The following is a 23,042-nucleotide window of genomic DNA, read 5'->3' on the forward strand; positions in this document are numbered from 1 at the left end:
CCGCGTCCCCGCGTCCCCGCGTCCCCGCGTCCCCGCGTCCCCGCGTCGAGGATTATCCCGGTGGCTGGACGCGTGAGGGGCACCGTGCCCGACTGCGCGAGGATTCATCGCTTACGGAGCTTCCATCGCCTGACCCCACGGGGATTGCAACGACCTGCCCGCACCCTCCGACGTGTGAGCGGGGCCGAGCGTTTCACGTGAAACAACGCATCAGGCTTGGCGTGGTTTCACGTGAAACAGCCGCACGTCACTCCTGCGCGTCCCGCATCGCCCGCACGGCCTCAGGCGCCATGGTGTCGATGATGCGCTCAAGGTCATCGATCGTCGCGAACTCCACGACGATGCGGCCCTTACGGCGTCCCAGATCGACTTTGACCTTGGTCTCGAAGTGGTCGGAGAGGCGGTCGGCGAGATGGGTGAGCCCGGGGGCGGTGGGCTTCGAGGGCTGGCGTTCGCGGGGAGCGTTCTGGGCGGCCTGGGCGCTCCCCATGGCGACGATCTCTTCGACCGCCCGTACCGAAAGGAGCTCTGCCACGATCCGTTGCGCGAGCTGGATCTGCTCCTCTACGGAGCTCAACCCGAGCAGAGCCCGCGCGTGGCCGGCGCTGATCACACCGGCGGCAACCTTGGGTTGGATTTCGGGCGGGAGGTTCAGCAGGCGGAGGGTGTTGGTGATGTGGGAACGGGAACGGCCGACCTTCTGGGCCAGCTGGTCGTGCGTCGCCTGGAAGTCGTCAAGAAGTTGCTGGTAGGCCGCGGCCTCTTCCAGCGGGTTCAGCTGCTCGCGCTGGAGGTTTTCGATGAGCGCGTCCCGCAGGAGGTCGGTGTCCTGCGTGTTGCGGACGATCGCGGGAACCGGGTCGAGACCGACCTGCTTGCACGCCCGCCAGCGCCGCTCCCCCATGATCAGCTCGTACTGCCCACCACCGACTGACCGCACCACGATCGGCTGCAGGAGGCCCACCTCGCGGATGGACTTCGCAAGCTCCTCAAGGCGTTCGCCGTCGAAGACCTCACGAGGCTGGCGCGGGTTGGGAACGATCGCCTCCAGGGCGATCTCCTTGAAGTACGCCCCGGCGACCGGCTTCGGGCCCGTCTCCGCCGTTGACCCGTTGGCCGAGGACGGGACCGCCCCCGTGCCGTCAACGATGGGACCGGTCGGGATGAGCGCCCCGAGCCCCTTGCCCAATCCCCGCCGCTGCTGACTCACTGCGTCTCCTCATCCAGCCGGTCGATTCCGGTCACTCCTGGAGAGGTTACCGTTGCGCGCCGGACGGAGTGTCCGCTCGCCACACACCGTCCCGTTGGATTTACCCCGAGACGATCACAAATCTGCCCAACTCATGACCGCCCCCGCGATCTCACGCGCTCTCCCCCGCACCAGCGAAGCCGGCGCGACGTCACGGTGATTGCTACGAGCCTGGGGAGCTCCGGCGAACGCCGGTTTCCCTTGACCCGCCGCACTGGCCGCCGCACGTCTGGATCAGCCCTCGTATGTCACGCCGGCCGCCGCACACCGGAATCAGCTCTCACATGTCGAGTCGGCCCGCTGCGCCGAGCCAGCCCCGAATGCCGGATCGGCAGCCCCGCTGCCATGTCAGCCCTCGAATGCCAGGGCGGCGCCGCACGCCGGGTCGGCCGCCGCACGCCGGGACAATCCTTCCTATGCCGAGTCACTCCTCGCACGCCGCGGTCAGTCTCGCATGTCAGGTCGGCCCGCTATGCCGGGTCGGCCCAGACGCAGAGTCGGTCACCGCACGCCGGGTCAGTCCTCCTATACCGAGCCGGCCGCCGATGCTGGGTGGGCCGCCGCACGCGGGGTCGGCCGCCGAGGCTGGGTTGGTCGGCGTATGTCGGGGTGGGCTCTCCGCGTGTAGCTCAAGGGCTAGGCGGTCCAAGTGAGACGGCGGGAGAGAGGTGAGCGGGAGTGTACGTTCCGCGGAGGTGACGTGAGCGGGTGCGGCTTGCTCGGACGACGTTGGGAACACTCCGGCGGTCGAGGCGCGGCGACCACGCCTTGCGGGGATGGTGCGAAGTTCAGGCGACCGTGGCGCGGTGTGCTATCTCCCGGGCGGCGTCCATGTAGGCCATCGCGCCGCTGGACCCCGGGTCGTAGGTCATGACCGACTGCCCGTAGCTGGGCGCCTCCGACAGGCGGACACTGCGCGGGATGACCGTGTTGAGCACCGTATCGCCGAAGTGGGCCCGCACCTCGTCCGCCACCTGCGAGGCCAGCCGGGTGCGGCCGTCGTACATCGTGAGGACGATGGTCGACAGGTTGAGGGTGGGGTTGAGGTGCGCCTTGATCAGGTCGACGTTCCTGAGGAGCTGGCCGAGGCCCTCCAGCGCGTAGTACTCGCACTGGATGGGGATCATGACCTCGTCCGCGGCCACCAAGGCGTTCACGGTCAGGAGCCCGAGGGACGGCGGGCAGTCGATGACGATGTAGTCGAGGTCGATGGCGTCGTAGGCCGCCAGCGCGCGGCGGAGGCGGGCTTCCCTCGCCACCAGGGAGACCAGCTCGATCTCCGCACCCGCCAGGTCGATGGTGGCCGGAGCGCAATAGAGGTTGGGCATGTCGGGCACTTGCTTGACGATGTCGGCCATGGGCAGGTCGTCCACAAGCACCTGATAGACGTCGGGGACGTCGCCGCGGTGCTCCGTGGCCAGCGCTGTGGAAGCGTTGCCCTGAGGGTCAAGATCGACTACGAGGACTCGCTGGCCGTGCATCGACAGGGCGGCGGCGATGTTGACTGAGGTGGTGGTCTTGCCTACGCCGCCCTTCTGGTTGGCCACCGCGATCACCCTCGTCTTGGCCGGCCGAGGCCAGGTGCCGTCGCCACCTGTGGGGCTCTCGCCGGACTGGATGGCCGTCTGGGTTGCGGATGTTTCACGTGAAACCACTGAGCTGAGCGCCTCTCGTACCAACGGCGATTCACCGGGGTTCAGGGGGGTCTGGGTCACGATGGCCATCCTTTCAACGAGTGGTGTGCCGGTGCCGGGAATTGACTGTCGCGACACGCCCATTTCGGGCCAGCCAACTCCGGTTGGACTCTCGGACGAACGGCTGCCCGGCCAGCCAAGACCGCTTGACGCGACTGGCACAACCGTCACCTCCTTCGTCGCCGCCCGGCTCGCTCCGGCGCGCGACCCGCTACCACCCGAACCAATGTTGCAGGCGGCTCGACCTTACCGCGCCCGACGGTCACGAGCTCAGCCGTTCGGGCCCCGGTGGCGCGCAATTCGGCCTCCGCCTCGGCGAGCTCGCCCGCGGCACGCTCCCCCTTCATGGCGATCAGCTCGCCGCCTTCGCACAGCAGCGGCATGGCCCATCCGAGGAGGCGTTCGAGCGGGGCCACCGCACGAGCGCTGGCGATGTCGTACTCGCGTTTGCCCGCCAGCTCCTCCGCCCGCCCGCGCAGCACCTCGACGTTGCCGAGCTTGAGCGTGTCGACGCACTCCTGCAGGAACACGGTACGCCGAAGCAGCGGCTCCAGGAGCGTGACCGTGATGTCCGGCCGGACGATCGCCAGCACGAGCCCCGGCAGCCCGGCGCCGGAGCCGATGTCCACCAGGCGCACGTCGGGCGGCACGACCTCCGCCACGACCGCGCAGTTGAGCAGGTGACGATCCCAGATCCGCGGCACCTCCCGCGGACCCAGCAGCCCGCGGACGACTCCAGGACCCGCCAGCAGCTCGGCGTACGTGTTCGCACGCCCCCAAGCCTCCCCGGTGAAGACGTCGCGCGCTATCTCCGGCGGCTCCGGAAGCTCATCGCTCACTGGTCGGTGGCCCTTTCTTGGTGCTTGGTCGAAGCTGGACGCCGATCGCCCTCGGGACCGCGAGGACGTCAGGAATTCGTCCCCCACCCAAGGCTAGATGTGCGATCACAGGGGAAGACTAGCGGGCTGTCCCGAGGCTGACGCCGGACCGCGCGAGCCACAGAGGCCGCGCGGCCGACCGCGCGAGCCACAGAGGCCGCGCGGCCGACCGTGCAAGCCACAGAGGCCGGGCGGACGCCCGCGAGCCACGGAGGCCGCGCGGACGACCGCGCGAGCCACGGAGGCCAGGCGGACGACCGCGCACGCCACAGAGGCGGTGCGGACGAGCGCGTGGCCCGTGGCCGCCGGCCACGATCAGCGGGCGAACATACGAACGGCCGCCTGCCCCGCGGTCAGGCGGCGGGCAGACGGCCGGTTGGGACGTGTCAAGCAGGCAGGACCACGACGTACCGCTGAGGCTCCTCGCCCTCCGACTCGCTGCGGAGCCCGGCGGACGCCACGGCGTCATGGACGATCTTGCGCTCGAACGGCGTCATCGGGTGCAGGGACTTCGGCTCGCCGTGCTCCCTGACCTGGTTGGCGACCTCGGTGCCGAGCTTGGTCAGCTCTGCCCTGCGGCGCTCGCGGTAGCCGGCCACGTCGAGCATCAGCCTGGAACGCTCGCCGGTCTGCCGGTGCACGGCCAGGCGGGTCAGCTCCTGCAGCGCTTCCAGGACCTCTCCCCCGGGCCCCACCAGCTCCGTGCCTTTGAGCCCGACCACGGAGACCAGGGCGCGGTCGCCCTCGACGTCCATGTCGATGTCGCCGTCGATGTCGGCGATGTCGAGAAGGCCCTCGACGTAGTCGGCAGCGATCTCGCCTTCCTGCTCCAGCGCGCTGAGATCAGGAGCCTTCTCCTGCTCGGCCTCGGTCATGGCCGGCCTCTCCTTCGTGTTCACGACTTCTTGCTGCCGGTGCGCTTGCTGCGGGACTGCCGGCTCGGCTGTTGCCTGATGATCTTAGGCTCCGGCGGGGGCGGCGGCGCCTGCTCCTCAGGGGGTGTCTTGCGAATCTTCGCGATCAGACCCTGCTTCGGCGGCACGGGGATCACGTTGCCCTTGGCGTCGTACTGCGGCATCGGGTGCCGGCTGTAGAACCAGTGCTGCTGGCCGAGCGTCCACACGTTGGTGGTGACCCAGTAGAGGATCAGGCCGAGGGGGAAGTTGAGGCTGAAGATGGCGAACAGCGGCGAGATGTACATCAGGATCTTCTGCTGCTGCGCCATGGGGTTGTCCGGCATCTGGGCCATGGACCGGGTGACGCTCTGCCGCACGGTGAGGAACGTGGTGAGCGAGCTGATCGCCACGAAGATGCCCAGCACGATCTTCGTCTGCACCGCGCCGGCCTGGAACGTCGCGAGCTGTTCGGCCGACATCCAGAAGTGGGCGGGCAGCGGGGCGCCGAAGATGTGGGCGCTTCTCGCGCTGTCGACCAGTTCCTGCGTCATGCCGTAGTCGGGCTCGCCGTTGGCCATCTTCTGGAGCACGGTGAACATGGAGATGAAGATGGGGAACTGCGCGACAACGGGCAGGCAGCCGCCGAGGGGGTTGGCTCCGGCGCCCTGGTAGAGCGCCATGACCTCCTGGTTCATCCGCTGCTTGTCGTTCTTGTAGCGCTTGCGCAGCTCCTGCACCTTGGGGGCGAGTTCCTGCATCTTCCGCGAAGATCGCATCTGCTTCAGGAAGAGCGGGAAGATCAGGATCCGCATGAACACGGTCAGCGTGATGATCGTCAGCGCCCAGGTCAGCCCGCTGTCCGGGTTGAGGACCGTGCTGTATGCAGTATGGATCCAGATGATGACTTGGGCTACGGCTTGGTACAGCCAGCTCAGCCAGGACAGCTCCACCGAGCTATCTCCCTTGCGTTTCGTGGGACCGGACCGGGCGTGGGGGCACCGGGTCAATACCTCCGGGATGGAATGGGTGGCACCGCCCGATGCGCCGGACAGTCAGCCATGTGCCGCGCAATGCTCCGTGCACGGCAATCGCCTCGAGTCCATACGCGCTGCACGACGGATAGAACCGACAGCGCGGACCGAGCAACGGGCCGATGAAGGCCCGGTAGAACCGGATGGGGAGGATGAGCGCCCGAGCGGCGGGGCTCGGCGCCACCACTTGCGGCTGCTCTGTCATCTCTGCTGTCCACCCGTCGAGGACTCGTGCCGCCTGAGCAAACGTTCCAGCGCGGAATCGAGCTCGGCGGCCAGCTGCTCGAATTGCGCGGACGCGGCCGGTGGATTGGCGCGTACCACCAGAAGGCTACCTCGCGGCAGCCGGTCAAGACGGTCCCGCATCAGGTGTCGGAGCCGTCGCTTGACCTTGTTGCGCGTCACGGCGTCACCGACGGCCTTGCTCACCACGAAACCCACCAGGGGGTCGTTCTCCCCGGAGATGGTGAAATGCACCACTAGAGTCGGTCGGCCGGCGCGCTTGCCGCGCCGCACCGCCGCCTCGAACTCGTCCCCGCGTCGCATGCGGGATTGACGGGACAGCACCGTTATACGCCTAACGCCCGCCGGCGAGATGCACCGGCGGGCCGACTATCAGGCGCGGGTCGATCAGGCCGACAGCTTCTCGCGGCCTTTACGGCGGCGAGCGGCGAGGATGGCGCGACCGGCCCGGGTGCGCATCCGCAGCCGGAAGCCGTGGGTCTTCGCGCGGCGACGGTTGTTCGGCTGGAAAGTACGCTTGCTCACGGGTGGGCTCCAGGCTTGATGATGCGCCACGACGGCGCTTAACACACAGGATGGCCTGTCAGGGAAGCGAGGGCACGCGAAATAGCCGTCGCGTGACAAGCCGACCGTCGTACGTTACGGGGGAAGCGCGGTCCAGGTCAAACCAGACCGGTTATCCACTAATCCACAGGCGACTTTTCCACTGCCGCGCCAGCGTCCACAGTATGTGCGCCCAGGTGCCACTACGCTGTGGACAACGTCTTGAACGCAGCTGTGCACATGGATACTGTCGGCCCTTCTGGGCCTGCCCCAAGGCTGTGCACAACCTGTGGATCTCCTGTGGAGGGCCTGTGGAGGCCGGGACGGGAAGCCCGGCAGCCACGCTGTGGACGAAGGGGTCGCCGAGAGCCGGGGGCGGCCGCGCCATGTGGATAAACGATCGCGGGGGGCCGCGAGAGGGAGGAGGGGAAGCCGCATCATGAACGCTGTCGACCTCGGCACGGTATGGGCGAGGGCCTTGGCCAACTTCCTCAACGAGAACGTGCCGGTACAGCAGCGCACATGGCTGTCGATGGTGCGTCCGATCGCCCTGGCCAACGACACGATCGTGCTCGGCGTCCCCAACGACTTCCTCAAGGACCTCATCGAGGGCAAGCTGCGCCCGCTCGTCGCGCACGCGCTGTCGCAGGAGCTCGGCCGGACGATGCGGCTGGCGGTGATGATCGACACGACGGCGCCGGAGCAGCCGCCTGGGGACATTCATCAACAGCCTGTGGCTCTCAGTTATCCCCAGGATGTGGAGAGTCAGCCGCGTTATGCACAGCCTGTGCAACCGCAGCACAACCAGGCTTCCGAGCCTCCACAGTTCTACTCTCCACAGCCCGAGCAGCCCCAGATATCCACCGAATATCCACAGCAGAGCTTCTCTTTTGAACAGGCGCAGCCGTACACACCGCCTGTGGAAAAGAGCCCCGAGCCGGCGCCGAACCGCTGGGAGGCTAAGAGCAACAAGCCCAGCGAACCAGCCCGTCTCAACCAGAAATACACATTCGAGACATTCGTCATCGGCGCCAGCAACCGGTTCGCCCACGCGGCGGCCGTGGCGGTCGCCGAATCCCCCGCGAAGGCGTACAACCCTCTCTTCATCTACGGCGATTCGGGGCTGGGGAAGACGCATCTGCTGCACGCGATCGGCCACTACGCCCAGAGCTTGTACGACGGAGCGCGGGTCAGGTACGTGAGCTCCGAGGAGTTCACCAACGACTTCATCAACAGCATCCGCGACCACAAGGCCGACGGGTTCCGCGGCCGCTACCGCGCGATCGACATCCTGCTGGTGGACGACATCCAGTTCCTGGAGGGCAAGGAGCAGACGCAGGAGGAGTTCTTCCACACCTTCAACACGCTCCACAACGCCAACAAGCAGATCGTCATCTCCAGCGACCGGGCGCCCAAGCAGCTGATCACGCTGGAGGACCGGTTGCGCAACCGGTTCGAGTGGGGCCTGATCACCGACGTGCAGCCGCCCGAGCTTGAGACCCGGATCGCCATCCTCAGGAAGAAGGCCATCCAGGAGGGCCTGGCCGCGCCGCCCGAGGTGCTCGAATACATCGCGAGCCGCATCTCCACCAACATCCGAGAGCTCGAAGGCGCCCTGATCAGGGTCACCGCGTTCGCCAGCCTCAACCGGCAGGGCGTCGACCTGCAGCTCGCCGAGGTGGTGTTGAAGGACCTCATCACCTCGGAGTCCGACACCGAGATCACCATCGCGGCGATCATGAGCGAGACCGCTCAGTACTTCGGCATCAGCATCGACGACCTGTGCGGCACCTCCCGCAGCCGGGCGCTCGTCAACGCCCGGCAGATCGCCATGTATCTCGCCCGCGAGCTGACCGAGCTGTCGCTGCCGAAGATCGGCCAGCAATTCGGGGGCCGTGACCACACCACCGTGATGCACGCCGAGCGCAAGATCCGGTCGCTCATCGCGGAGCGAAGGTCGATGTACAACCAGGTCAACGAGCTGACAATGCGGATCAAGCAGACACCCCGTGGATCTTGAGTTCATACACAGCCTGTGGAAAACACTGTGGACCAGCGCAAACGCAAAAATTCACTCGCCGTTCGCCCGGCAATGCTGGGAAAAATCCATCCACAATGGCTGGGGACAACGGTGGGGACATCCTGGGGAGAACCTGGGGACTACCAGTGGACAGTGTGTGGACAGACTGTGAACAACGGATTTGGGGCTCCAGAAGGAGCCCCAATACCCCGTGGATAACCTGTGGAAACCTCGTGGATAACCCCGGTCCGGCCGTGGATGAAGGCACCAAGATCTGGGGACGGCCTGTGGGCGAAGAATCTCTGTCCCCAGGCGCGGAAGTTCTCCCCAGGCGTCGCCCACAGCGTCAGTGGATGAAAATATGGCCGTTGACCTGCCAAGACGCCGGTTGTCCACAGTACCCACAGCCCCTAGTGTGATGACCTCTTATCTCTCTTACTAAGAAACTCAAAGACCCATAGAGGGGTTCTCCCGGAGCGCGAGTCCGGGAGGGTGGATCCTTGAGATCCTTGAAGCAACGACGAACCCAGGAGGCTGATCACCGTGATGTTCCGAATCGAGCGAGACGTCCTCGCTGAGGCGGTGGCATGGACGGCACGCAGCCTCCCGGCGCGACCGTCGGTGCCCGTGCTCGCCGGCATGCGCCTGGAGGTCACGGACGAGCAGCAGCTCAAGCTCTCCGGATTCGACTACGAGGTCTCCGCCGAGGTGACGCTCGAGGTCCACACCGGCGAGCCGGGGGTCGTGCTCGTCTCGGGCAAGCTGCTCGCCGAGATCACCCGGTCACTTCCCGCACAGCCTGTGGATTTCGTGGTGGACGGCGCCAAGGCGGTCGTCACGTGCGGCAGCGCGCGATTCACCCTGTTGACCATGCCTGTGGAGGACTACCCGTCGCTCCCCGCCATGCCGCCGGCCGCGGGCCGCGTCGGCAGCGACGTGTTCGCCTCGGCCGTCGGCCAGGTCGCCGTCGCCGCGGGCCGGGACGACACGCTGCCGATGCTCACCGGCGTGCGCATGGAGATCGAGGGCGACACGGTGACCCTCGCCGCGACCGACCGCTACCGGCTGGCCGTACGCGAGCTGAAGTGGCAGCCGGGGCAGCCCGACTTCGCCGCCATCGCGATGATCCCCGGCAAGACGCTCGCCGACACCGCCAAGGCGCTCGGCGCGACCGGCGCCGAGGTGGAGATCGCGCTCAGCTCCGCCGGAGGCACCGGCGAGGGCATGATCGGCTTCTCCAGCGCCGGGCGGCGCACCACGACGAGGCTGCTCGACCCCGAGTTCCCCAAATACCGCTCGCTCCTGCCCACCGAGTTCTCCGCCCGCGCCGACCTGTCCACAGGCCCGTTCGTCGAGGCGGTCAAGCGTGTGGCCCTGGTCGCCGAGCGCAACACCCCCGTACGGCTGGCCTTCAGAAGCGGCGAGGTCGTGCTGGAGGCGGGCAGCGGCGACGAGGCGCAGGCCGTCGAGGCGCTGCCCGTCGACTACGAGGGCGAGGAGATGAACATCGCCTTCAACCACCAGTTCCTGCTGGAAGGGCTGGGCGCCATCGACTCCGACGTGGCCCGGCTGCAGATGACCACGGCGACGAAGCCCGCTATCCTCACCGGTGGCAAGCCTGTGGACGACGCGGCCGCGGCGGACTATCGCTACCTGATCATGCCTATCCGCCTGTCAGGCTGACCCGGCCTTCGGGGATGATGGAAGCCTGACTAGGGGGTAGACAACATGCAGATCGGCATGGTCGGACTGGGCAAGATGGGCGGCAACATGGCCGAGCGGCTGCGCCGCGGCGGTCATGAGGTCGTCGGCTACGACCGTGACCCGGCGATCAGCGACGTGGGCAGCCTGAAAGAGCTGGCCGAGCGCCTGCGAGCGCCACGTGCCGTCTGGGTGATGGTGCCCGCGGGCAAGCCCACCCAGACCACGATCGACGATCTCGGCGAGCTGCTCGACGAGGGCGACATCGTCGTCGACGGCGGAAACTCCCACTACGGCGACGACCAGAAGCACGCCGGCGAGCTGGCGGAGAAGGGCATCGGGTTCGTCGACTGCGGCGTGAGCGGCGGCGTCTGGGGCCTGGAGAACGGCTACGCGCTGATGTGCGGCGGCGACTCCGCCCACGTCGAGCGGATCATGCCGATCTTCGACACGCTCAAGCCCGAGGGCGAGGACGGATTCGTGCACACCGGCGACGTCGGCGCCGGGCACTTCGCGAAGATGGTTCACAACGGCATCGAATACGGCATGATGCAGGCGTTCGCGGAGGGCTGGGAGCTGCTCGAGGCCTCCGACGTCGTCAAAGACGTCAAGGGCTCCTTCAGCAGCTGGCGCACCGGCACCGTGATCCGCTCCTGGCTGCTCGACCTGCTGGTACGCGCGCTCGACGACGACGAGCACCTCGACCAGCTCCGCGGCTACGCACAAGACTCCGGCGAAGGCCGGTGGACGGTGCAGGCGGCCGTCGACCACGCCGTCCCGCTGCCGGTCATCACCGCCGCGCTCTACGCCAGGTTCGCCTCGCGGCAGGACGACTCCCCCGCGATGAAGGTCGTCGCGGCGCTGCGCAACCAGTTCGGCGGCCACGCGACCACCGCGGCGGAGGGCAGCACGGGCAAGGGCGCCGACGCGCCCGGGGCCGACGTCACGCCGCCCCGCGAGAGCGAACGGTAGTCGCGGCCTCCGCCGCCTTTCGCGAGCCGGTGACCCCGGAGGCGGGCGTGGCCCACTAACCTTCGTGGGGTGCATGTCGCCCACCTCTCGCTGACCGACTTCCGGTCCTACGCGTCCGTGGAGCTCGGCCTGGAGCCGGGCGTCACGGCGTTCGTGGGGCCCAACGGCCAGGGCAAGACCAACCTGGTCGAGGCCCTCGGCTACGTCGCGACGCACTCCAGTCACCGGGTGGCCGGCGACGCGCCCCTCGTCCGGCAGGGCGCCACGCGGGCGGTCATACGCTGCGCCGTGCAGCGCGACGATCGGCGGGCGCTCATCGAGCTGGAGATCAACCCGGGCCGGGCCAACCGCGCCAGGCTCAACCGCTCGCCCGTGCCGAGGGCGCGCGACGTCGTGGGCCTGCTGCGCACCGTGCTGTTCGCCCCCGAGGACCTGTCGCTGTCCAAGGGCGACCCGTCGGAGCGCCGCCGGTTCCTCGACGACCTGCTGGTGGCCAGGGCCCCCAGGTTCGCCGGCGTGCGCGCCGACTACGACCGGGTGCTCAAGCAGCGCGGCGCCCTGCTCCGTACGGCCGCGCAGGCCCGCAGGGGCAGCAGGAGCGCCAGAAGGGCGGAGAGCGACACCGGGTTCGCCGCGGCCGGCGCGGGCGACGTGCTGAGCACGCTGGAGGTGTGGGACGCCCACCTCGCCAGGCACGGCGCCGAGCTGTTGCGGGCCCGGCTAGAGCTCATCGAGGCGCTGCACCCGCTGGTCGCGGGGGCCTACGCCGCGCTCGCCCCCGCGAGCGCTCCGGCGACGCTGGCCTATCGCAGCACGTTGTCCACAGGTGGGGACAACGACGAGGGTGGCGAACTGCTCGAAGACGCCGGTGAGCGGGGATCTTCCGCTGCACAGACGTTATCCACAGACCTGGGGAAAACCCTTGAGGAGCGCATCCGCGAGCGCCTGCTGGAGGTGCGCCAGTCCGAGCTGGAACGAGGCGTCACGCTCGTCGGCCCCCACCGCGACGACCTGATCCTCGGCCTCGGCGACCTGCCCGCCCGCGGCTACGCCAGCCACGGCGAGTCCTGGTCGTTCGCGCTGGCGCTGCGGCTGGCCGCCTACGACTTGCTGCGTGCCGACGGCGGTGATCCCGTGCTGATCCTCGACGACGTGTTCGCCGAGCTCGACACCCAGCGCAGGCGCCGCCTCGCCGAGATCGTCGCACCGGCCGAGCAGGTGCTCATCACCGCGGCCGTGCCCGACGACGTGCCCCGGGAGCTGTCAGGGGGCAGATACGACGTCGCCGAGGGGAGCGTGACCCGTGTCCGCTGACGAAAACGCCGCCAGAGGCGCCGCGATGGCCAGGGAGAAGCTCGCCCAGGCCAAGGCCGACGCGGCCAAACGCGGCCAGCTCCCCCGGCGCGAGCCCAGGCGCAGAGCGGCCGGGCCGCGCCGTGGGGGCGGCGATCCACAACTTTTCGGGCGTGCCATCGCCGACCTGCTCGCCGACCGCGGCTGGGAACGCCCGGCGGCCGTCGGCGGGGTGTTCGGGCGCTGGGCCGACATCGTGGGCGCCGACCTGGCCGCCCACACCAAGCCCGAGTCGTTCGACGACGGCGAGGTGTTGATCGTGGCCGACTCGACGGCCTGGGCCACGCAGGTGCGGCTGCTCGCGCGCACCCTCGTACGCAGGCTCAACGAGGAGCTCGGCGACGGCACGGTGACGAAGGTCAAGGTCAGAGGGCCGCAGAACGCCCCGCGCCCGTCAGGCGGGTTGCGGGTGACCGGAAGTCGGGGCCCCGGCGACACTTATGGATAGCCGCGCCCAACGCGTGCCCGGACGTTGTGGATAGGGGCCAAGGGCGATCAGAAAGCCACAGACGCGATAAGCCCCCCTATCCGGAGGGGGGATGCGGCCCGGGGGGCAGAACGAGCTAGCGGGCATCACAGGCGCGTTCGTTGCCACCTTGAGGCTCCGGAGGCGGTAGAATGAAAAAGGATTCCGGACACGTCCGCTTGCGTGTCACCCCGGCAGCAAGCCGACTCCCCTGGGTGACCGCGCATCGGGGCACTCACGACGGTGACGGGCACGGCAGGGGCAGCTTGTGACAATCATGGCGACCCCCGCCGCGTGTCCGCGGCAGGAGGATTTCGCAGTTGTCCTACGACGCTAGCTCAATCACCGTACTCGAAGGGCTTGAGGCGGTTCGCAAGCGCCCGGGTATGTATATCGGCTCCACCGGGGAGCGAGGTCTGCACCACCTGGTCACCGAGATCGTGGATAACGCGGTGGACGAGGCCCTCGCGGGCTTCGCCACCAGGATCGACGTCACGCTCTTGGCCGACAACGGCGTGCGCGTGGTCGACGACGGCCGCGGCATCCCCACCGGCATCCACCCGGTGGAGAAGCGCTCGGCGGTCGAGGTCGTGCTGACCACGCTGCACGCGGGTGGCAAGTTCGACAGCCAGTCCTATGCGGTCTCCGGCGGCCTGCACGGCGTCGGCTCGGCCGTCGTCAACGCTCTGTCCACCGCGATGGACGTCGAGGTCAAGCAGAACGGCTACTACTGGCGCCAGCGCTACGAACACTCCAAGCCCATGGCGCCGCTGGCCAAGGGCGAGGGTACCGACGAGACCGGCACCACGATCTCGTTCTGGCCCGACCCCGAGGTCTTCGAGACCACGACCTGGAACTACGAGACCCTTTCGCGGCGCTTCCAGGAGATGGCCTTCCTCAACAAGGGCCTGACGATCACCCTGACCGACGAGCGTCCCGACTACATCAACGGCGACGTGCGTACGGTCACCTACCTCTACGAAGGCGGCCTGGCCGACTTCGTGCAGCACCTCAACACCAAGAAGGAGCCGGCGCACGCGTCGATCATCTCCTTCGAGGAAGAGGGCGACGGCATCGCGGTCGAGATCGCCATGCAGTGGAACAACTCTTACGCCGAGTCTGTCTACACCTTCGCCAACACGATCAACACGGCCGAGGGCGGCACCCACGAGGAGGGCTTCCGAGCGGCGCTGACGTCGATCGTCAACCGTTACGCCCGCGAGCAGAAGTTCCTCAAAGAAGGCAAAGACGACAACCTCTCCGGCGAAGACGTCCGCGAGGGCCTGACCGCGATCATCTCCGTCAAGCTCTCCGACCCGCAGTTCGAGGGCCAGACCAAGACCAAGCTCGGCAACACCGAGGCCAAGTCGTTCGTCCAGAAGGCGTGCAACGACCACCTGCGCGACTGGCTCGAGCGCAACCCCGGCGAGGCCAAAGACATCATCAACAAGTCGTTGCAGGCGTCCCGCGCCCGCCTCGCGGCCCGCCAGGCCCGCGACCTCACCAGGCGCAAGTCACTGCTCGAGTCGGGCAGCGGCCTGCCGGGCAAGCTGGCCGACTGCCAGTGGAACGACCCGGAGCGGTGCGAGCTGTTCATCGTCGAGGGCGACTCGGCCGGCGGCTCCGCCAAGGGCGGCCGCGACTCGCGTTTCCAGGCGATCCTGCCCATCCGCGGCAAGATCCTCAACGTCGAGAAGGCGCGGATCGACAAGGTCCTGAAGAACAACGAGGTCCAGGCGCTGATCACCGCGCTCGGCACCGGCGTCCACGACGAGTTCGACATCACCAAGCTGCGCTACCACAAGGTCATCCTGATGGCCGACGCCGACGTCGACGGCCAGCACATCAACACGCTGCTGCTGACGCTGCTGTTCAGGTTCATGAGGCCGCTGATCGAGGCGGGGCACGTCTACCTGTCGTGCCCGCCCCTCTACAAGATCAAGTGGGACCGCAAGGGTGAGGACGCCTCCTACGCCTACTCCGACCCCGAGCGCGACGCGGTCATCGCCGAGGGCATCGCCAACGGCAAGCCCGACCCCCGGCCGCGCGACAACGTACAACGCTTCAAGGGGCTGGGCGAGATGAACGCGGCCCAGCTCTGGGAGACCACGATGAACCCGGAGACCCGGCTCCTGCGCCTGGTCACGCTCGACGACGCGGCCCAGGCCGACGACCTGTTCAGCGTGCTGATGGGCGAGGATGTCGAGGCAAGGCGCGACTTCATCATCCGCAACGCTCGCGATGTTCGTTTCCTCGACGTCTGAGCGACCGGCCGTGGGTGCAGATTCGGCTACCTGCGGTGAGCCGCAGGACATGGCTCATCGTTCCATGAAGAAGGACCTCAACCTGTGACGGACGTGAACACCACTCCCCCGGCCGACCGCATCGAGCCTGTGGACATCCAGTCCGAGATGCAGCGCAGTTACATGGACTACGCGATGTCCGTCATCGTGTCCAGGGCGCTGCCGGACGTGCGCGACGGGCTCAAACCGGTGCACCGCCGGGTGCTCTACGCGATGTACGACGGTGGCTACCGTCCCGACCGCGGCTACTTCAAGTGCGCCCGCGTCGTCGGTGACGTGATGGGCACCTACCATCCCCATGGCGACACCTCGATCTACGACGCGCTGGTGCGCCTGGCGCAGTCGTGGTCGCTGCGCTATCCGCTGGTCGACGGGCAGGGCAACTTCGGCTCGCCGGGCAACGACCCCGCGGCGGCGATGCGTTACACCGAGTGCAAGCTCGCGCCCATCGCCATGGAGATGCTGCGCGACATCGACAAGGAGACCGTCGACTTCCGGCCCAACTACGACGGCAAGTCGCAGGAGCCCGACGTCCTGCCGGCGCGTTTCCCGCAGCTGCTGGTCAACGGCTCGGGCGGCATCGCCGTCGGCATGGCCACCAACATCCCGCCGCACAACCTGCGCGAGGTCGCCTCGGCGGTCAAGTGGGCGCTGGAAAACCCGGAGGCGAGCGACGAAGAGCTGCTCGAAACCTCGATAAAGCTGGTCAAGGGGCCCGACTTCCCCACCAGCGCGCTGATCGTGGGCCGGCGCGGCATCGAAGACGCCTACCGCACCGGCCGCGGCTCGATCACCATGCGGGCCGTGGTCGAGGTCGAGGAGGACAAGGGGCGGCAGGCGCTCGTCGTCACCGAGCTGCCCTACCAGGTCAACCCCGACAACCTGGCGTTGAAGATCGCGGAGCTGGTGCGCGAGGGCAAGCTGACCGGCATCGCCGACGTACGCGACGAGAGCTCCTCGCGGGTCGGGCAGCGCCTGGTGATCGTGCTCAAGCGCGACGCGGTCGCCAAGGTCGTGCTCAACAACCTGTACAAGCACACCCAGCTCCAGGACACCTTCGGCGCCAACATGCTGGCCCTGGTCGACGGCGTGCCGCGCACGCTCCGGCTCGACCAGTTCATCCGGCACTACGTGGCCCACCAGATCGAGGTCATCGTCCGCAGGACCCGCTACCTCCTGCGCAAGGCCGAAGAGCGTGCCCACATCCTGAGCGGGCTGCTGAAGGCTCTCGGCCGGCTCGACGAGGTCATCGCCCTCATCCGGGCCTCGGAGTCGGCCTCGGCCGCCCAGCAGGGCCTCATGGGGCTCCTGGAGATCGACGAGATCCAGGCGCAGGCCATCCTCGACATGCAGCTGCGCAAGCTGGCCGCCCTGGAGCGGCAGTCCATCCAGGACGAGTACGACTCCCTGATGACGCAGATCGCGGAGTACAACTCGATCCTGGCCAGCGAGGCCCGCCAGCGCGAGATCGTCAACGACGAGCTGGCCGAGCTGGTCGGCCGCTACGGCGACGACCGCAAGACCGAGATCATCGCCTACGACGGCGACATGTCGATCGAAGATCTGATCGCCGAAGAGGAGATCGTCGTCACGATCACCCGGGGCGGCTACGCCAAGCGCACCCGCACCGACCTCTACCGCGCCCAGAAGCGCGGAGGCAAGGGCGTACGCGGCGCGCAGTTGCGCCAGGACGACATCGTCGACCACTTCTTCGTCACCACGACGCATCACTGGCTGCTGTTCTTCACGAACAAGGGCCGGGTCTACCGGGTCAAGGCGTACGAACTTCCCGACGCCGGCCGCGACGCCCGCGGCATGCACCTGGCCAACCTCCTGGCCATGCAGCCCGACGAGACCGTCATGGAGGTCCTCGACCTGCGTGACTACAACGTCGCCCCCTACCTGGTCCTCGCCACCCGCAGCGGGCTGGTCAAGAAGACGCGCCTGGCCGAGTACGACTCCCCCAGGTCCGGCGGTCTGATCGCGATCAACCTGCGCGACGACGACGAGGTCATCGGGGCCCGGCTGGTCTCCGAGGAAGACGATCTGCTGCTCGTTTCCAAGGGGGCGCAGTCGATCCGGTTCACCGCTTCCGACGACGCGCTGCGGCCCATGGGCCGGGCGACCAGTGGTGTCATCGGGATGAGGTTCCTCGAAGGTGACGAACTTCTCGCCATGAATCGCATCGCCGACGGTCAACACGTGCTTATCGCTACGAAGGCTGGGTACGCAAAACGGACGCCAGTGGAGCAATATCCAGTTCAAGGCCGTGGCGGTAGAGGCGTGCTTACTGCGAAAATCGTATCCTCCCGTGGCAAGCTGGTCGGAGCCGTCATGGTCAATCCAGAGGACGAGGTCTTCGCGATCACGTCAGCCGGCGGGGTGATCCGGACGAGTGCCGGTGAGATCAAACAGTCCGGCCGTCAGACCATGGGAGTGCGATTGATGAATCTCGCTGAAGGCGACAGCGTGGTGGCCCTCGCCCGGAACGCGGAGTCCATGGAGACTTCGATGGAGAGTGAGGAAGACGGGGGAGGAGAATAGTCATGAGCGCCCAAGGTGGCTCCGCCAGGACAAAGGCGGCTTCGGGTAACGGACAGCAACCGAAGCGGCCCGCAGAGAAAGAGACCTTCGACGAGAGCCGGGACACCTCGCCCGCGCAGGGCAGGCCCTTCCCGGCCAAAGACGACTCCAAGCCCGGGCCGCCGCCGCCACCTCCGCAGCAGCAGGCGCCGCAGCAGCCGGAGGGCAACGACACGGTCCGCATCCGCCCGTCGCTGGCCACGGAGGCTCCGCCGCCGCCCGCGGTCGAGCTGCCCAAGAAGAAGTCGAGCGGCGCGGGGGCGCGGCTCCCCCGCAAGGCCCACCTGGTCCTGCGTCGCGTCGAACCGTGGTCGGCCATGAAGTTCAGCTTCGTGGTGTCCCTGGTCTGCTTCGTGGTGCTGTTCGTGGCGGTGGCCGTGCTGTACGGCGTGCTGTCCGCCCTGGGGGTGTTCGACTCGATCGTCGACCTGGTCAACCAGCTCGGCCAGGGCGAGCAGGGCCAGAACTCCATCCCGATCGACATCGCGTCCTGGTTCGAGCCGGTACGCATCCTCGGCTACACCGCCCTGATCGGAGCGGTCAACGTCGTGCTCATCACGGCCCTGGCCACGCTGGGGGCGGTCATCTACAACGTCGCCTCCGACCTGGTCGGGGGCGTCGAGGTGACCTTCAGCGAGGCCGAATAGCCCGTGAGCTCGCGCCGTGCCCTGCACCGGCACGGCGCGAGCAGCACGCCGGACACGGTAAGCTTTTCTCGACCGAACAACCGGTTCGCCTCCGATCGCCGGATGCGATAACGTTCGGTGTGCGCGGGGCTATAGCTCAGACGGTTAGAGCGCTTCCCTGATAAGGAAGAGGTCCCAGGTTCAAGTCCTGGTAGCCCCACCTAGTCTGATCACATAAAGAGCCACTTTCCGACCAACAGGAAAGTGGCTTTCCTGTTGTCCGGTGTCTGCCGCACGGAGTGTCGTCGCTCCAAGCGTGCCCTACCGGGCGCACGCATTCGGTGGTCAGACCTCCAACTGCTTGGCGTGAACGACCGCGCGCAACCGGCGCGCGTAGGGGGAGGCGGAGGCGCACGGGAGGCGGCTTCCGGGACAGGACGCGTCGGAAGCCGGTGAGTTCTCGACGTCGCCGGGGTCAGCATCAGCGACACATCGACCACGAACGTGGAGGACGACATGGCGCAGGACCTCTTCGCGGGCATCCCCGTCACCGACTACGCCGCGGCGTTGCCGTGGTACGAGCAGCTCTTCGGCGGGGCTCCCTCGTTCCTGCCGAACGACATCGAGGCGGTCTGGGAGACGGCCGAGAACCGCTACCTCTACATCATTCAGGACCCGGAGCGGGCGGGGAACGCCTTGGTGCTGCAGTTCGTCGACGACCTGGACGGCCGGGTCGCCGAGATCGCCCGGCGGGGCATCGAGCCTGCCCGGCGCGCGACGTACGAGGGCGGCGTGACCAAGGTGACCTACCGCGACGCTGAGGGCAATGAGATCAGCTTCGGCGGCGGACCGGTCTGAGGTTCTCGGGCTGCGTGGCGGCCCGCTGGCTGTCTCAGCCGCGGGAGTCGCCGCCGTGCTCGATCAGATACTGCTGCTCCAGGTCGGCCGTGTCTTCGCCCTCGGCTTCGTGGAGGCTGGTGGACCAGGGGATCGCGCACGGTGGACGATGGCCGGGATCGGGGCACAGCAGGCGCTGCACCTGCTCCTTGATCTCCCGCGCCTGCTCCTCGGTGGCGTACATCTCCACGTGCAGGTCCCACCGGGTTCTGTCGTCTGCCATGCCTCCATCATCGCGGGCGGTCGGGAGTGCCCGGTTCGTGCCGCGCGCCGGTTCCGGACACTCCCCCGCCCGGGGATCACCTGGCGTCGGTCATGACTAGCACCAGGCCTTGACGTTGATGGTGACGGGGTTGGACTCGGTCCGCGTACCGTCCGAGGCGGCTAACTGCGACTCGTACGTCCCGACCGGGAGCGGCGGGAACGTCAGCCCGATCCAGCCGTTGATCGTTGTGGATCCGTCCTCCGGGTCGGTGTAGTTGGATCCGGGTGGGATCGGCGCGCTCTCGTTGGTCGAGCCGGCGGGCAGGTTCTTCATCCCCATGTGGATGGTCGTGGACCAGCTTCCGACGACCGCGGCAATGAGGTAGGTGCTGTGGCTGTAGTTGGTTTGCACACATATCTTCTGGTGGGAGTGCTTCAGCTCCCACGTGCTCGCCGAGGCCGGTGTGGTGCTGGACAGTGCCAACGCCGCGCCGGCCGCCGCGCCCAGCGCCAGCCTGGCGGTTCTCTTGATCGTGCGCACGGCTGCCTCCTTGGTGTCTCTGCTGTGGACGTTCTTGCCTGTTCAAATTTAAACTAGTCAAGGATCAAGGAAAAGCCGCTTGCCGCCTCGCGGCAGACGGAACCCTTCAATGATCGTCCGAACCGCCCCGAGTAAGGCTGCCTGGTTCAGTCGGAGGCGCAGGAGGTGCGATGCCGGACCGTATGTCCGTCGACGCGAACGCGTGCGTCCCCACCGCACGCCGGAACCCCACGTCGCGGGACGGCCGGACGTCTTCCGCGCGGCCTCCTCGCCGGACGAACTCGTCCCGCTTTTCGATGCCTTTCTAAAACGCGAGAAGTACGGGGGTCGGCACCGCCCTGGTCGCTGCCGTGCGTACGGCGGGAAAGGAGGCGGGCTGCTCAAGCCTCCTCACGACGTGTGGGACTTCAACACCGGGGCTCTGGACTTCTTCGACGCCTTGGACTTCGTGCCGGTGCGGCACCGGCTGGAGCGGCCGTTGTAGGGGCCTCCGGAGCAATGGAAGGGCGGCGAGGCTGTCCCGGTCCCCACAGCGGCAAAATGGTGATGAATTTCGTCGCCGTGCGGCGCTGACCGGAACAGCCGGCGGTCCCGTCGAGTTTCCGCGGTTACGCAGTTGAAACGCCGCGTGCCTCAGTTTCCCGTGGAGTTGGACGCCGTCACCGCCCCGACCCGCAGCACGGTCTCTTCCACTTTCACCATGACCGGGCGTCGTTTCATCGCTGCCCCTCCGTGAGATGGGTTCCTGCACTACCTTTGCCCACGCGTGCTCCGTTGACAAACTTCACCTCCAAATTGTCATCTGAATAGTCAGCGCATTCACGAATGGTTTCCCCCGCCACCGGTGGATTTCCATCCGGCACGACGTACGCGCTTGACACAGACTGATCGGGGAGGGGCCGGCGCGCGAGGCAGGGAGATCGGGTGAGTGACCGGGTGAGACATGGTGCGCGGTGGGTCTTGGCCATCGACGCGGAAGGCGCGGGGCTCGCCCTGCCGCTCCGCTCGGCGGTGACCGTGCCGCTGGTGGGCGCTCTGGGGGTGGTGCTGGCCGCGATCGTCTGGCACACCCTGCTCGACGACTACGGCGTACGCAACGTGACGGCAGGCACTCTCGGGCTGGCGACGGCGATCGCGCTGGTGGTGTCCCGATTCCGGCCCAGGGCGGCGTGGTGGTTGTCTCTGGTCGCGGCCGTGGCGGCCGCCGTGACGTCCCATGCCCAGCTGGACGGGATGGTGTGGCCGGCGCCCGTGCTGGTCGCGCATGTGTCCGTGCTGGGCCTGGTGGGGTTCGGGGCCCGGCACGTGCTGCTGGCCGAGATGTGGCTCGGCACGCTGGCGGCCGGGATCGTCCTGTGGGCGGGGCTGCCGGGCGAGCAGACGCTGGTGAGCCTGATGGACATGTCGTTGTTGTCGGGCATGGTGCTGATCACCATGGGCGCGCTCGGCGGGCATCGTGAGGCGTTGCGCCGGGTGGCCGCGGCGGACCAGAAGGCACTGGCGGAGCAGACCCGCTCCGCTCTCTTGGAAGAGCGGGCCAGGATCGCGAGGGAGCTGCACGACGTGGTGGCCCACCACATGTCGGTCGTCGCGGTGCAGGCCGAGGCGGCCCCCTACCGTGTGCCCGATCCTCCCCCGGAGCTGGCGAGGAGCTTCGCCACGATCCGGTCGAGCGCGGTGGAGGCGCTTACCGAGCTCCACCGCATTCTCGACCTGCTCAGGAACGGTACGGACGAGGCGAGCCCACAGCCGACCCTTGACCGGCTGGAGGAGCTGGTGGGCCGGCTGCGGGCGGCCGGCACGCCGGTGATCATGCATGTCGACGGCGAACGCAGGCCGCTCCCGCCGGGGGTGGAGCTGTCGGCGTACCGGATCGTGCAGGAGGCGCTGAGCAACGCGCTCCAGCACGCTCCGGGCGCACGGGTCGGCGTCGAGGTGGCGTACGAACCTGGCGATCTTCACATCCGCGTCGAGAACGACCCGCCGCCTCACCCGCCTCCATCGTCCGCCCGCCCCGGGCACGGCCTGCTCGGCATGCGTGAGCGCGTGGCCATGCTGGCCGGAGACCTGAGGGCGGGGGTGCGGCCGGACGGAGGCTACGAGGTGACGGTACGGTTGCCGCTCGACGGGACGGAGGCCAGGTGAGCATCCGGGTGCTGATCGCCGACGACCAGTCGATGGTCCGCGAGGCGTTCGTCGTGCTGCTCAACGCCCAGCCCGACATCGAGGTGGTGGGCGAGGCCGTCGACGGTGACGACGTGCTGGTCAAGGCCGCCGCGTTGACGCCCGACGTCGTGCTGATGGACGTGCGCATGCCGGGGACCGACGGCCTGGAGGCCACCCGCCGCCTCGCCGGGCGCACGAAGGTGCTGATGCTTACCACCTTCGACCTCGACGAGTACGTCTACGAGGCGCTGCGCGCCGGCGCCAGCGGCTTCCTGCTGAAGAAGGCCACGGCGCGGGAGCTGGGCGACGCCGTGCGCATCGTCGCGAACGGGGACGCCATGCTGGCGCCGTCCGTGACCCGCCGGTTGATCAGCGCCTTCGCCCGGCTGGGCCCGCCACGGCCGTTCACCGGGGAGGCGTCGGGCCCGCTGACCCCGCGCGAGAGCGAGATCCTCACGCTCATCGCGCACGGCCTGTCCAACACCGAGATCGCCGGCAGTCTCGTCATCGCGGAGCAGACCGTGAAGAGCCACGTCAGCAACATCCTGACGAAGATCGGGGTGCGCGATCGCACGCAGGCGGCGGTGTACGCGTTCCAGACCGGGCTGGTCACCCCCTACGGCGGAGCTAGATCCCACGATCCCCCTGCAGCGCCATGACATGCCGGCGGTTCCGC

The 23,042-nt window shown here is 67.9% G+C and carries 22 protein-coding genes and 1 tRNA gene; 13 read left to right on the plus strand and 10 right to left on the minus strand.

The genetic code is table 11. The features are described 5' to 3' along the window. Positions 1 to 247: 247 nt before the first annotated feature. The 8 genes from E1292_RS16680 to rpmH all read right to left on the minus strand — a co-directional run bounded on the left by E1292_RS16680 (position 248) and on the right by rpmH (position 6,516). The gene (locus tag E1292_RS16680) at positions 248 to 1,210 is read right to left on the minus strand and encodes a ParB/RepB/Spo0J family partition protein (protein WP_132596136.1); all 963 of its coding nucleotides are present in this window, start codon (positions 1,208 to 1,210) and stop codon (positions 248 to 250) included. An 827-nt stretch (positions 1,211 to 2,037) separates the two neighbouring features. Continuing rightward, complete coding sequence (locus tag E1292_RS16685; RefSeq protein WP_220446875.1) at positions 2,038 to 2,973, minus strand: ParA family protein; 936 nt, start codon at positions 2,971 to 2,973, stop codon at positions 2,038 to 2,040. A 137-nt stretch (positions 2,974 to 3,110) separates the two neighbouring features. After that, a complete protein-coding gene (gene rsmG / locus E1292_RS16690) occupies positions 3,111 to 3,782 on the minus strand; it encodes a 16S rRNA (guanine(527)-N(7))-methyltransferase RsmG (RefSeq protein ID WP_132596137.1) in 672 nt (223 codons plus the stop codon). 425 nt (positions 3,783 to 4,207) lie between these two features. Beyond that, positions 4,208 to 4,696, minus strand: coding sequence for a Jag family protein (locus E1292_RS16695; RefSeq protein WP_132596138.1), 489 nt, complete (start codon positions 4,694 to 4,696; stop codon positions 4,208 to 4,210). A gap of 20 nt (positions 4,697 to 4,716) precedes the next feature. Beyond that, the gene (gene yidC, locus E1292_RS16700) at positions 4,717 to 5,667 is read right to left on the minus strand and encodes a membrane protein insertase YidC (protein ID WP_132596139.1); all 951 of its coding nucleotides are present in this window, start codon (positions 5,665 to 5,667) and stop codon (positions 4,717 to 4,719) included. A 4-nt stretch (positions 5,668 to 5,671) separates the two neighbouring features. Then, positions 5,672 to 5,953, minus strand: coding sequence for a membrane protein insertion efficiency factor YidD (gene yidD, locus E1292_RS16705; protein WP_132512467.1), 282 nt, complete (start codon positions 5,951 to 5,953; stop codon positions 5,672 to 5,674). Next, positions 5,950 to 6,315 carry a ribonuclease P protein component gene (gene rnpA, locus E1292_RS16710; protein ID WP_132596140.1) on the minus strand — a complete coding sequence of 122 codons (366 nt, stop codon included), beginning with the start codon at positions 6,313 to 6,315 and terminating at the stop codon, positions 5,950 to 5,952. The genes yidD and rnpA overlap by 4 nt, the downstream gene beginning before the upstream one ends. Positions 6,316 to 6,378: 63 nt before the next feature. Then, positions 6,379 to 6,516 carry a 50S ribosomal protein L34 gene (gene rpmH, locus E1292_RS16715; protein WP_043614899.1) on the minus strand — a complete coding sequence of 46 codons (138 nt, stop codon included), beginning with the start codon at positions 6,514 to 6,516 and terminating at the stop codon, positions 6,379 to 6,381. 457 nt (positions 6,517 to 6,973) lie between these two features. Here rpmH and dnaA point away from each other — a divergent pair, with 457 nt between their 5' ends. The 10 genes from dnaA to E1292_RS16765 all read left to right on the plus strand — a co-directional run bounded on the left by dnaA (position 6,974) and on the right by E1292_RS16765 (position 19,416). Further along, a complete protein-coding gene (gene dnaA / locus E1292_RS16720; protein WP_132596141.1) occupies positions 6,974 to 8,554 on the plus strand; it encodes a chromosomal replication initiator protein DnaA in 1,581 nt (526 codons plus the stop codon). 543 nt (positions 8,555 to 9,097) lie between these two features. Next, positions 9,098 to 10,237 (plus strand): DNA polymerase III subunit beta, encoded by a 1,140-nt coding sequence (gene dnaN, locus E1292_RS16725; protein ID WP_132596142.1) that lies wholly within the window; start codon positions 9,098 to 9,100, stop codon positions 10,235 to 10,237. Between the two features lie 45 nt (positions 10,238 to 10,282). Then, positions 10,283 to 11,227 carry a phosphogluconate dehydrogenase (NAD(+)-dependent, decarboxylating) gene (gnd, locus tag E1292_RS16730; RefSeq protein WP_132596143.1) on the plus strand — a complete coding sequence of 315 codons (945 nt, stop codon included), beginning with the start codon at positions 10,283 to 10,285 and terminating at the stop codon, positions 11,225 to 11,227. A 69-nt stretch (positions 11,228 to 11,296) separates the two neighbouring features. Continuing rightward, entirely contained in the window at positions 11,297 to 12,541 is a 1,245-nt protein-coding gene (gene recF, locus E1292_RS16735) for a DNA replication/repair protein RecF (protein WP_132596144.1), read from the plus strand. Continuing rightward, positions 12,531 to 13,028 (plus strand): DciA family protein, encoded by a 498-nt coding sequence (locus E1292_RS16740; protein ID WP_246090153.1) that lies wholly within the window; start codon positions 12,531 to 12,533, stop codon positions 13,026 to 13,028. The genes recF and E1292_RS16740 overlap by 11 nt, the downstream gene beginning before the upstream one ends. 338 nt (positions 13,029 to 13,366) lie before the next feature. Beyond that, positions 13,367 to 15,310, plus strand: coding sequence for a DNA topoisomerase (ATP-hydrolyzing) subunit B (gene gyrB / locus E1292_RS16745; protein ID WP_132596145.1), 1,944 nt, complete (start codon positions 13,367 to 13,369; stop codon positions 15,308 to 15,310). A gap of 84 nt (positions 15,311 to 15,394) precedes the next feature. Further along, positions 15,395 to 17,893 carry a DNA gyrase subunit A gene (gene gyrA / locus E1292_RS16750; protein ID WP_132596146.1) on the plus strand — a complete coding sequence of 833 codons (2,499 nt, stop codon included), beginning with the start codon at positions 15,395 to 15,397 and terminating at the stop codon, positions 17,891 to 17,893. Positions 17,894 to 17,895: 2 nt separating this feature from the next. Continuing rightward, complete coding sequence (locus E1292_RS16755) at positions 17,896 to 18,579, plus strand: DUF3566 domain-containing protein (RefSeq protein WP_132596147.1); 684 nt, start codon at positions 17,896 to 17,898, stop codon at positions 18,577 to 18,579. Positions 18,580 to 18,704: 125 nt separating this feature from the next. Next, positions 18,705 to 18,778, plus strand: a tRNA-Ile gene (locus tag E1292_RS16760). 296 nt (positions 18,779 to 19,074) lie between these two features. Beyond that, positions 19,075 to 19,416, plus strand: a complete 342-nt coding sequence (locus E1292_RS16765; RefSeq protein WP_132596148.1) for a VOC family protein — start codon at positions 19,075 to 19,077, stop codon at positions 19,414 to 19,416. 34 nt (positions 19,417 to 19,450) lie between these two features. Here E1292_RS16765 and E1292_RS16770 read toward each other — a convergent pair whose 3' ends face one another. Next, positions 19,451 to 19,678, minus strand: a complete 228-nt coding sequence (locus tag E1292_RS16770) for a hypothetical protein (protein WP_132596149.1) — start codon at positions 19,676 to 19,678, stop codon at positions 19,451 to 19,453. A 96-nt stretch (positions 19,679 to 19,774) separates the two neighbouring features. Next, entirely contained in the window at positions 19,775 to 20,200 is a 426-nt protein-coding gene (locus E1292_RS16775) for a DUF5980 family protein (RefSeq protein WP_132596150.1), read from the minus strand. A gap of 202 nt (positions 20,201 to 20,402) precedes the next feature. On the opposite strand from E1292_RS16775, the gene E1292_RS16780 reads away from it, so the two are divergent. The 3 genes from E1292_RS16780 to E1292_RS16790 all read left to right on the plus strand — a co-directional run bounded on the left by E1292_RS16780 (position 20,403) and on the right by E1292_RS16790 (position 23,025). Beyond that, entirely contained in the window at positions 20,403 to 20,684 is a 282-nt protein-coding gene (locus tag E1292_RS16780; protein WP_132596151.1) for a hypothetical protein, read from the plus strand. A 476-nt stretch (positions 20,685 to 21,160) separates the two neighbouring features. Continuing rightward, on the plus strand, positions 21,161 to 22,345 hold the full coding sequence (locus E1292_RS16785; RefSeq protein ID WP_220446876.1) for a sensor histidine kinase: 1,185 nt from the start codon (positions 21,161 to 21,163) through the stop codon (positions 22,343 to 22,345). After that, the gene (locus tag E1292_RS16790) at positions 22,342 to 23,025 is read left to right on the plus strand and encodes a response regulator (RefSeq protein ID WP_132596152.1); all 684 of its coding nucleotides are present in this window, start codon (positions 22,342 to 22,344) and stop codon (positions 23,023 to 23,025) included. Before E1292_RS16785 ends, E1292_RS16790 begins: the two co-directional genes overlap by 4 nt. The last annotated feature ends 17 nt before the right edge of the window (positions 23,026 to 23,042 follow it).

The organism is Nonomuraea deserti, from assembly GCF_004348685.1.
Taxonomy (GTDB): Bacteria; Actinomycetota; Actinomycetes; order Streptosporangiales; family Streptosporangiaceae; genus Nonomuraea; species Nonomuraea deserti.

Excerpts from the sequence above, each read along its gene's own strand:
- E1292_RS16685 (WP_220446875.1), bottom strand. The coding sequence starts at position 2,973 with ATGGCCATCGTGACCCAGACCCCCCTGAACCCCGGTGAATCGCCGTTG.
- E1292_RS16695 (WP_132596138.1), bottom strand. The coding sequence starts at position 4,696 with ATGACCGAGGCCGAGCAGGAGAAGGCTCCTGATCTCAGCGCGCTGGAG.
- yidD (WP_132512467.1), bottom strand. The coding sequence starts at position 5,953 with ATGACAGAGCAGCCGCAAGTGGTGGCGCCGAGCCCCGCCGCTCGGGCG.
- dnaA (WP_132596141.1), top strand. The coding sequence starts at position 6,974 with ATGAACGCTGTCGACCTCGGCACGGTATGGGCGAGGGCCTTGGCCAAC.
- gnd (WP_132596143.1), top strand. The coding sequence starts at position 10,283 with ATGCAGATCGGCATGGTCGGACTGGGCAAGATGGGCGGCAACATGGCC.
- E1292_RS16755 (WP_132596147.1), top strand. The coding sequence starts at position 17,896 with ATGAGCGCCCAAGGTGGCTCCGCCAGGACAAAGGCGGCTTCGGGTAAC.
- E1292_RS16765 (WP_132596148.1), top strand. The coding sequence starts at position 19,075 with ATGGCGCAGGACCTCTTCGCGGGCATCCCCGTCACCGACTACGCCGCG.
- E1292_RS16770 (WP_132596149.1), bottom strand. The coding sequence starts at position 19,678 with ATGGCAGACGACAGAACCCGGTGGGACCTGCACGTGGAGATGTACGCC.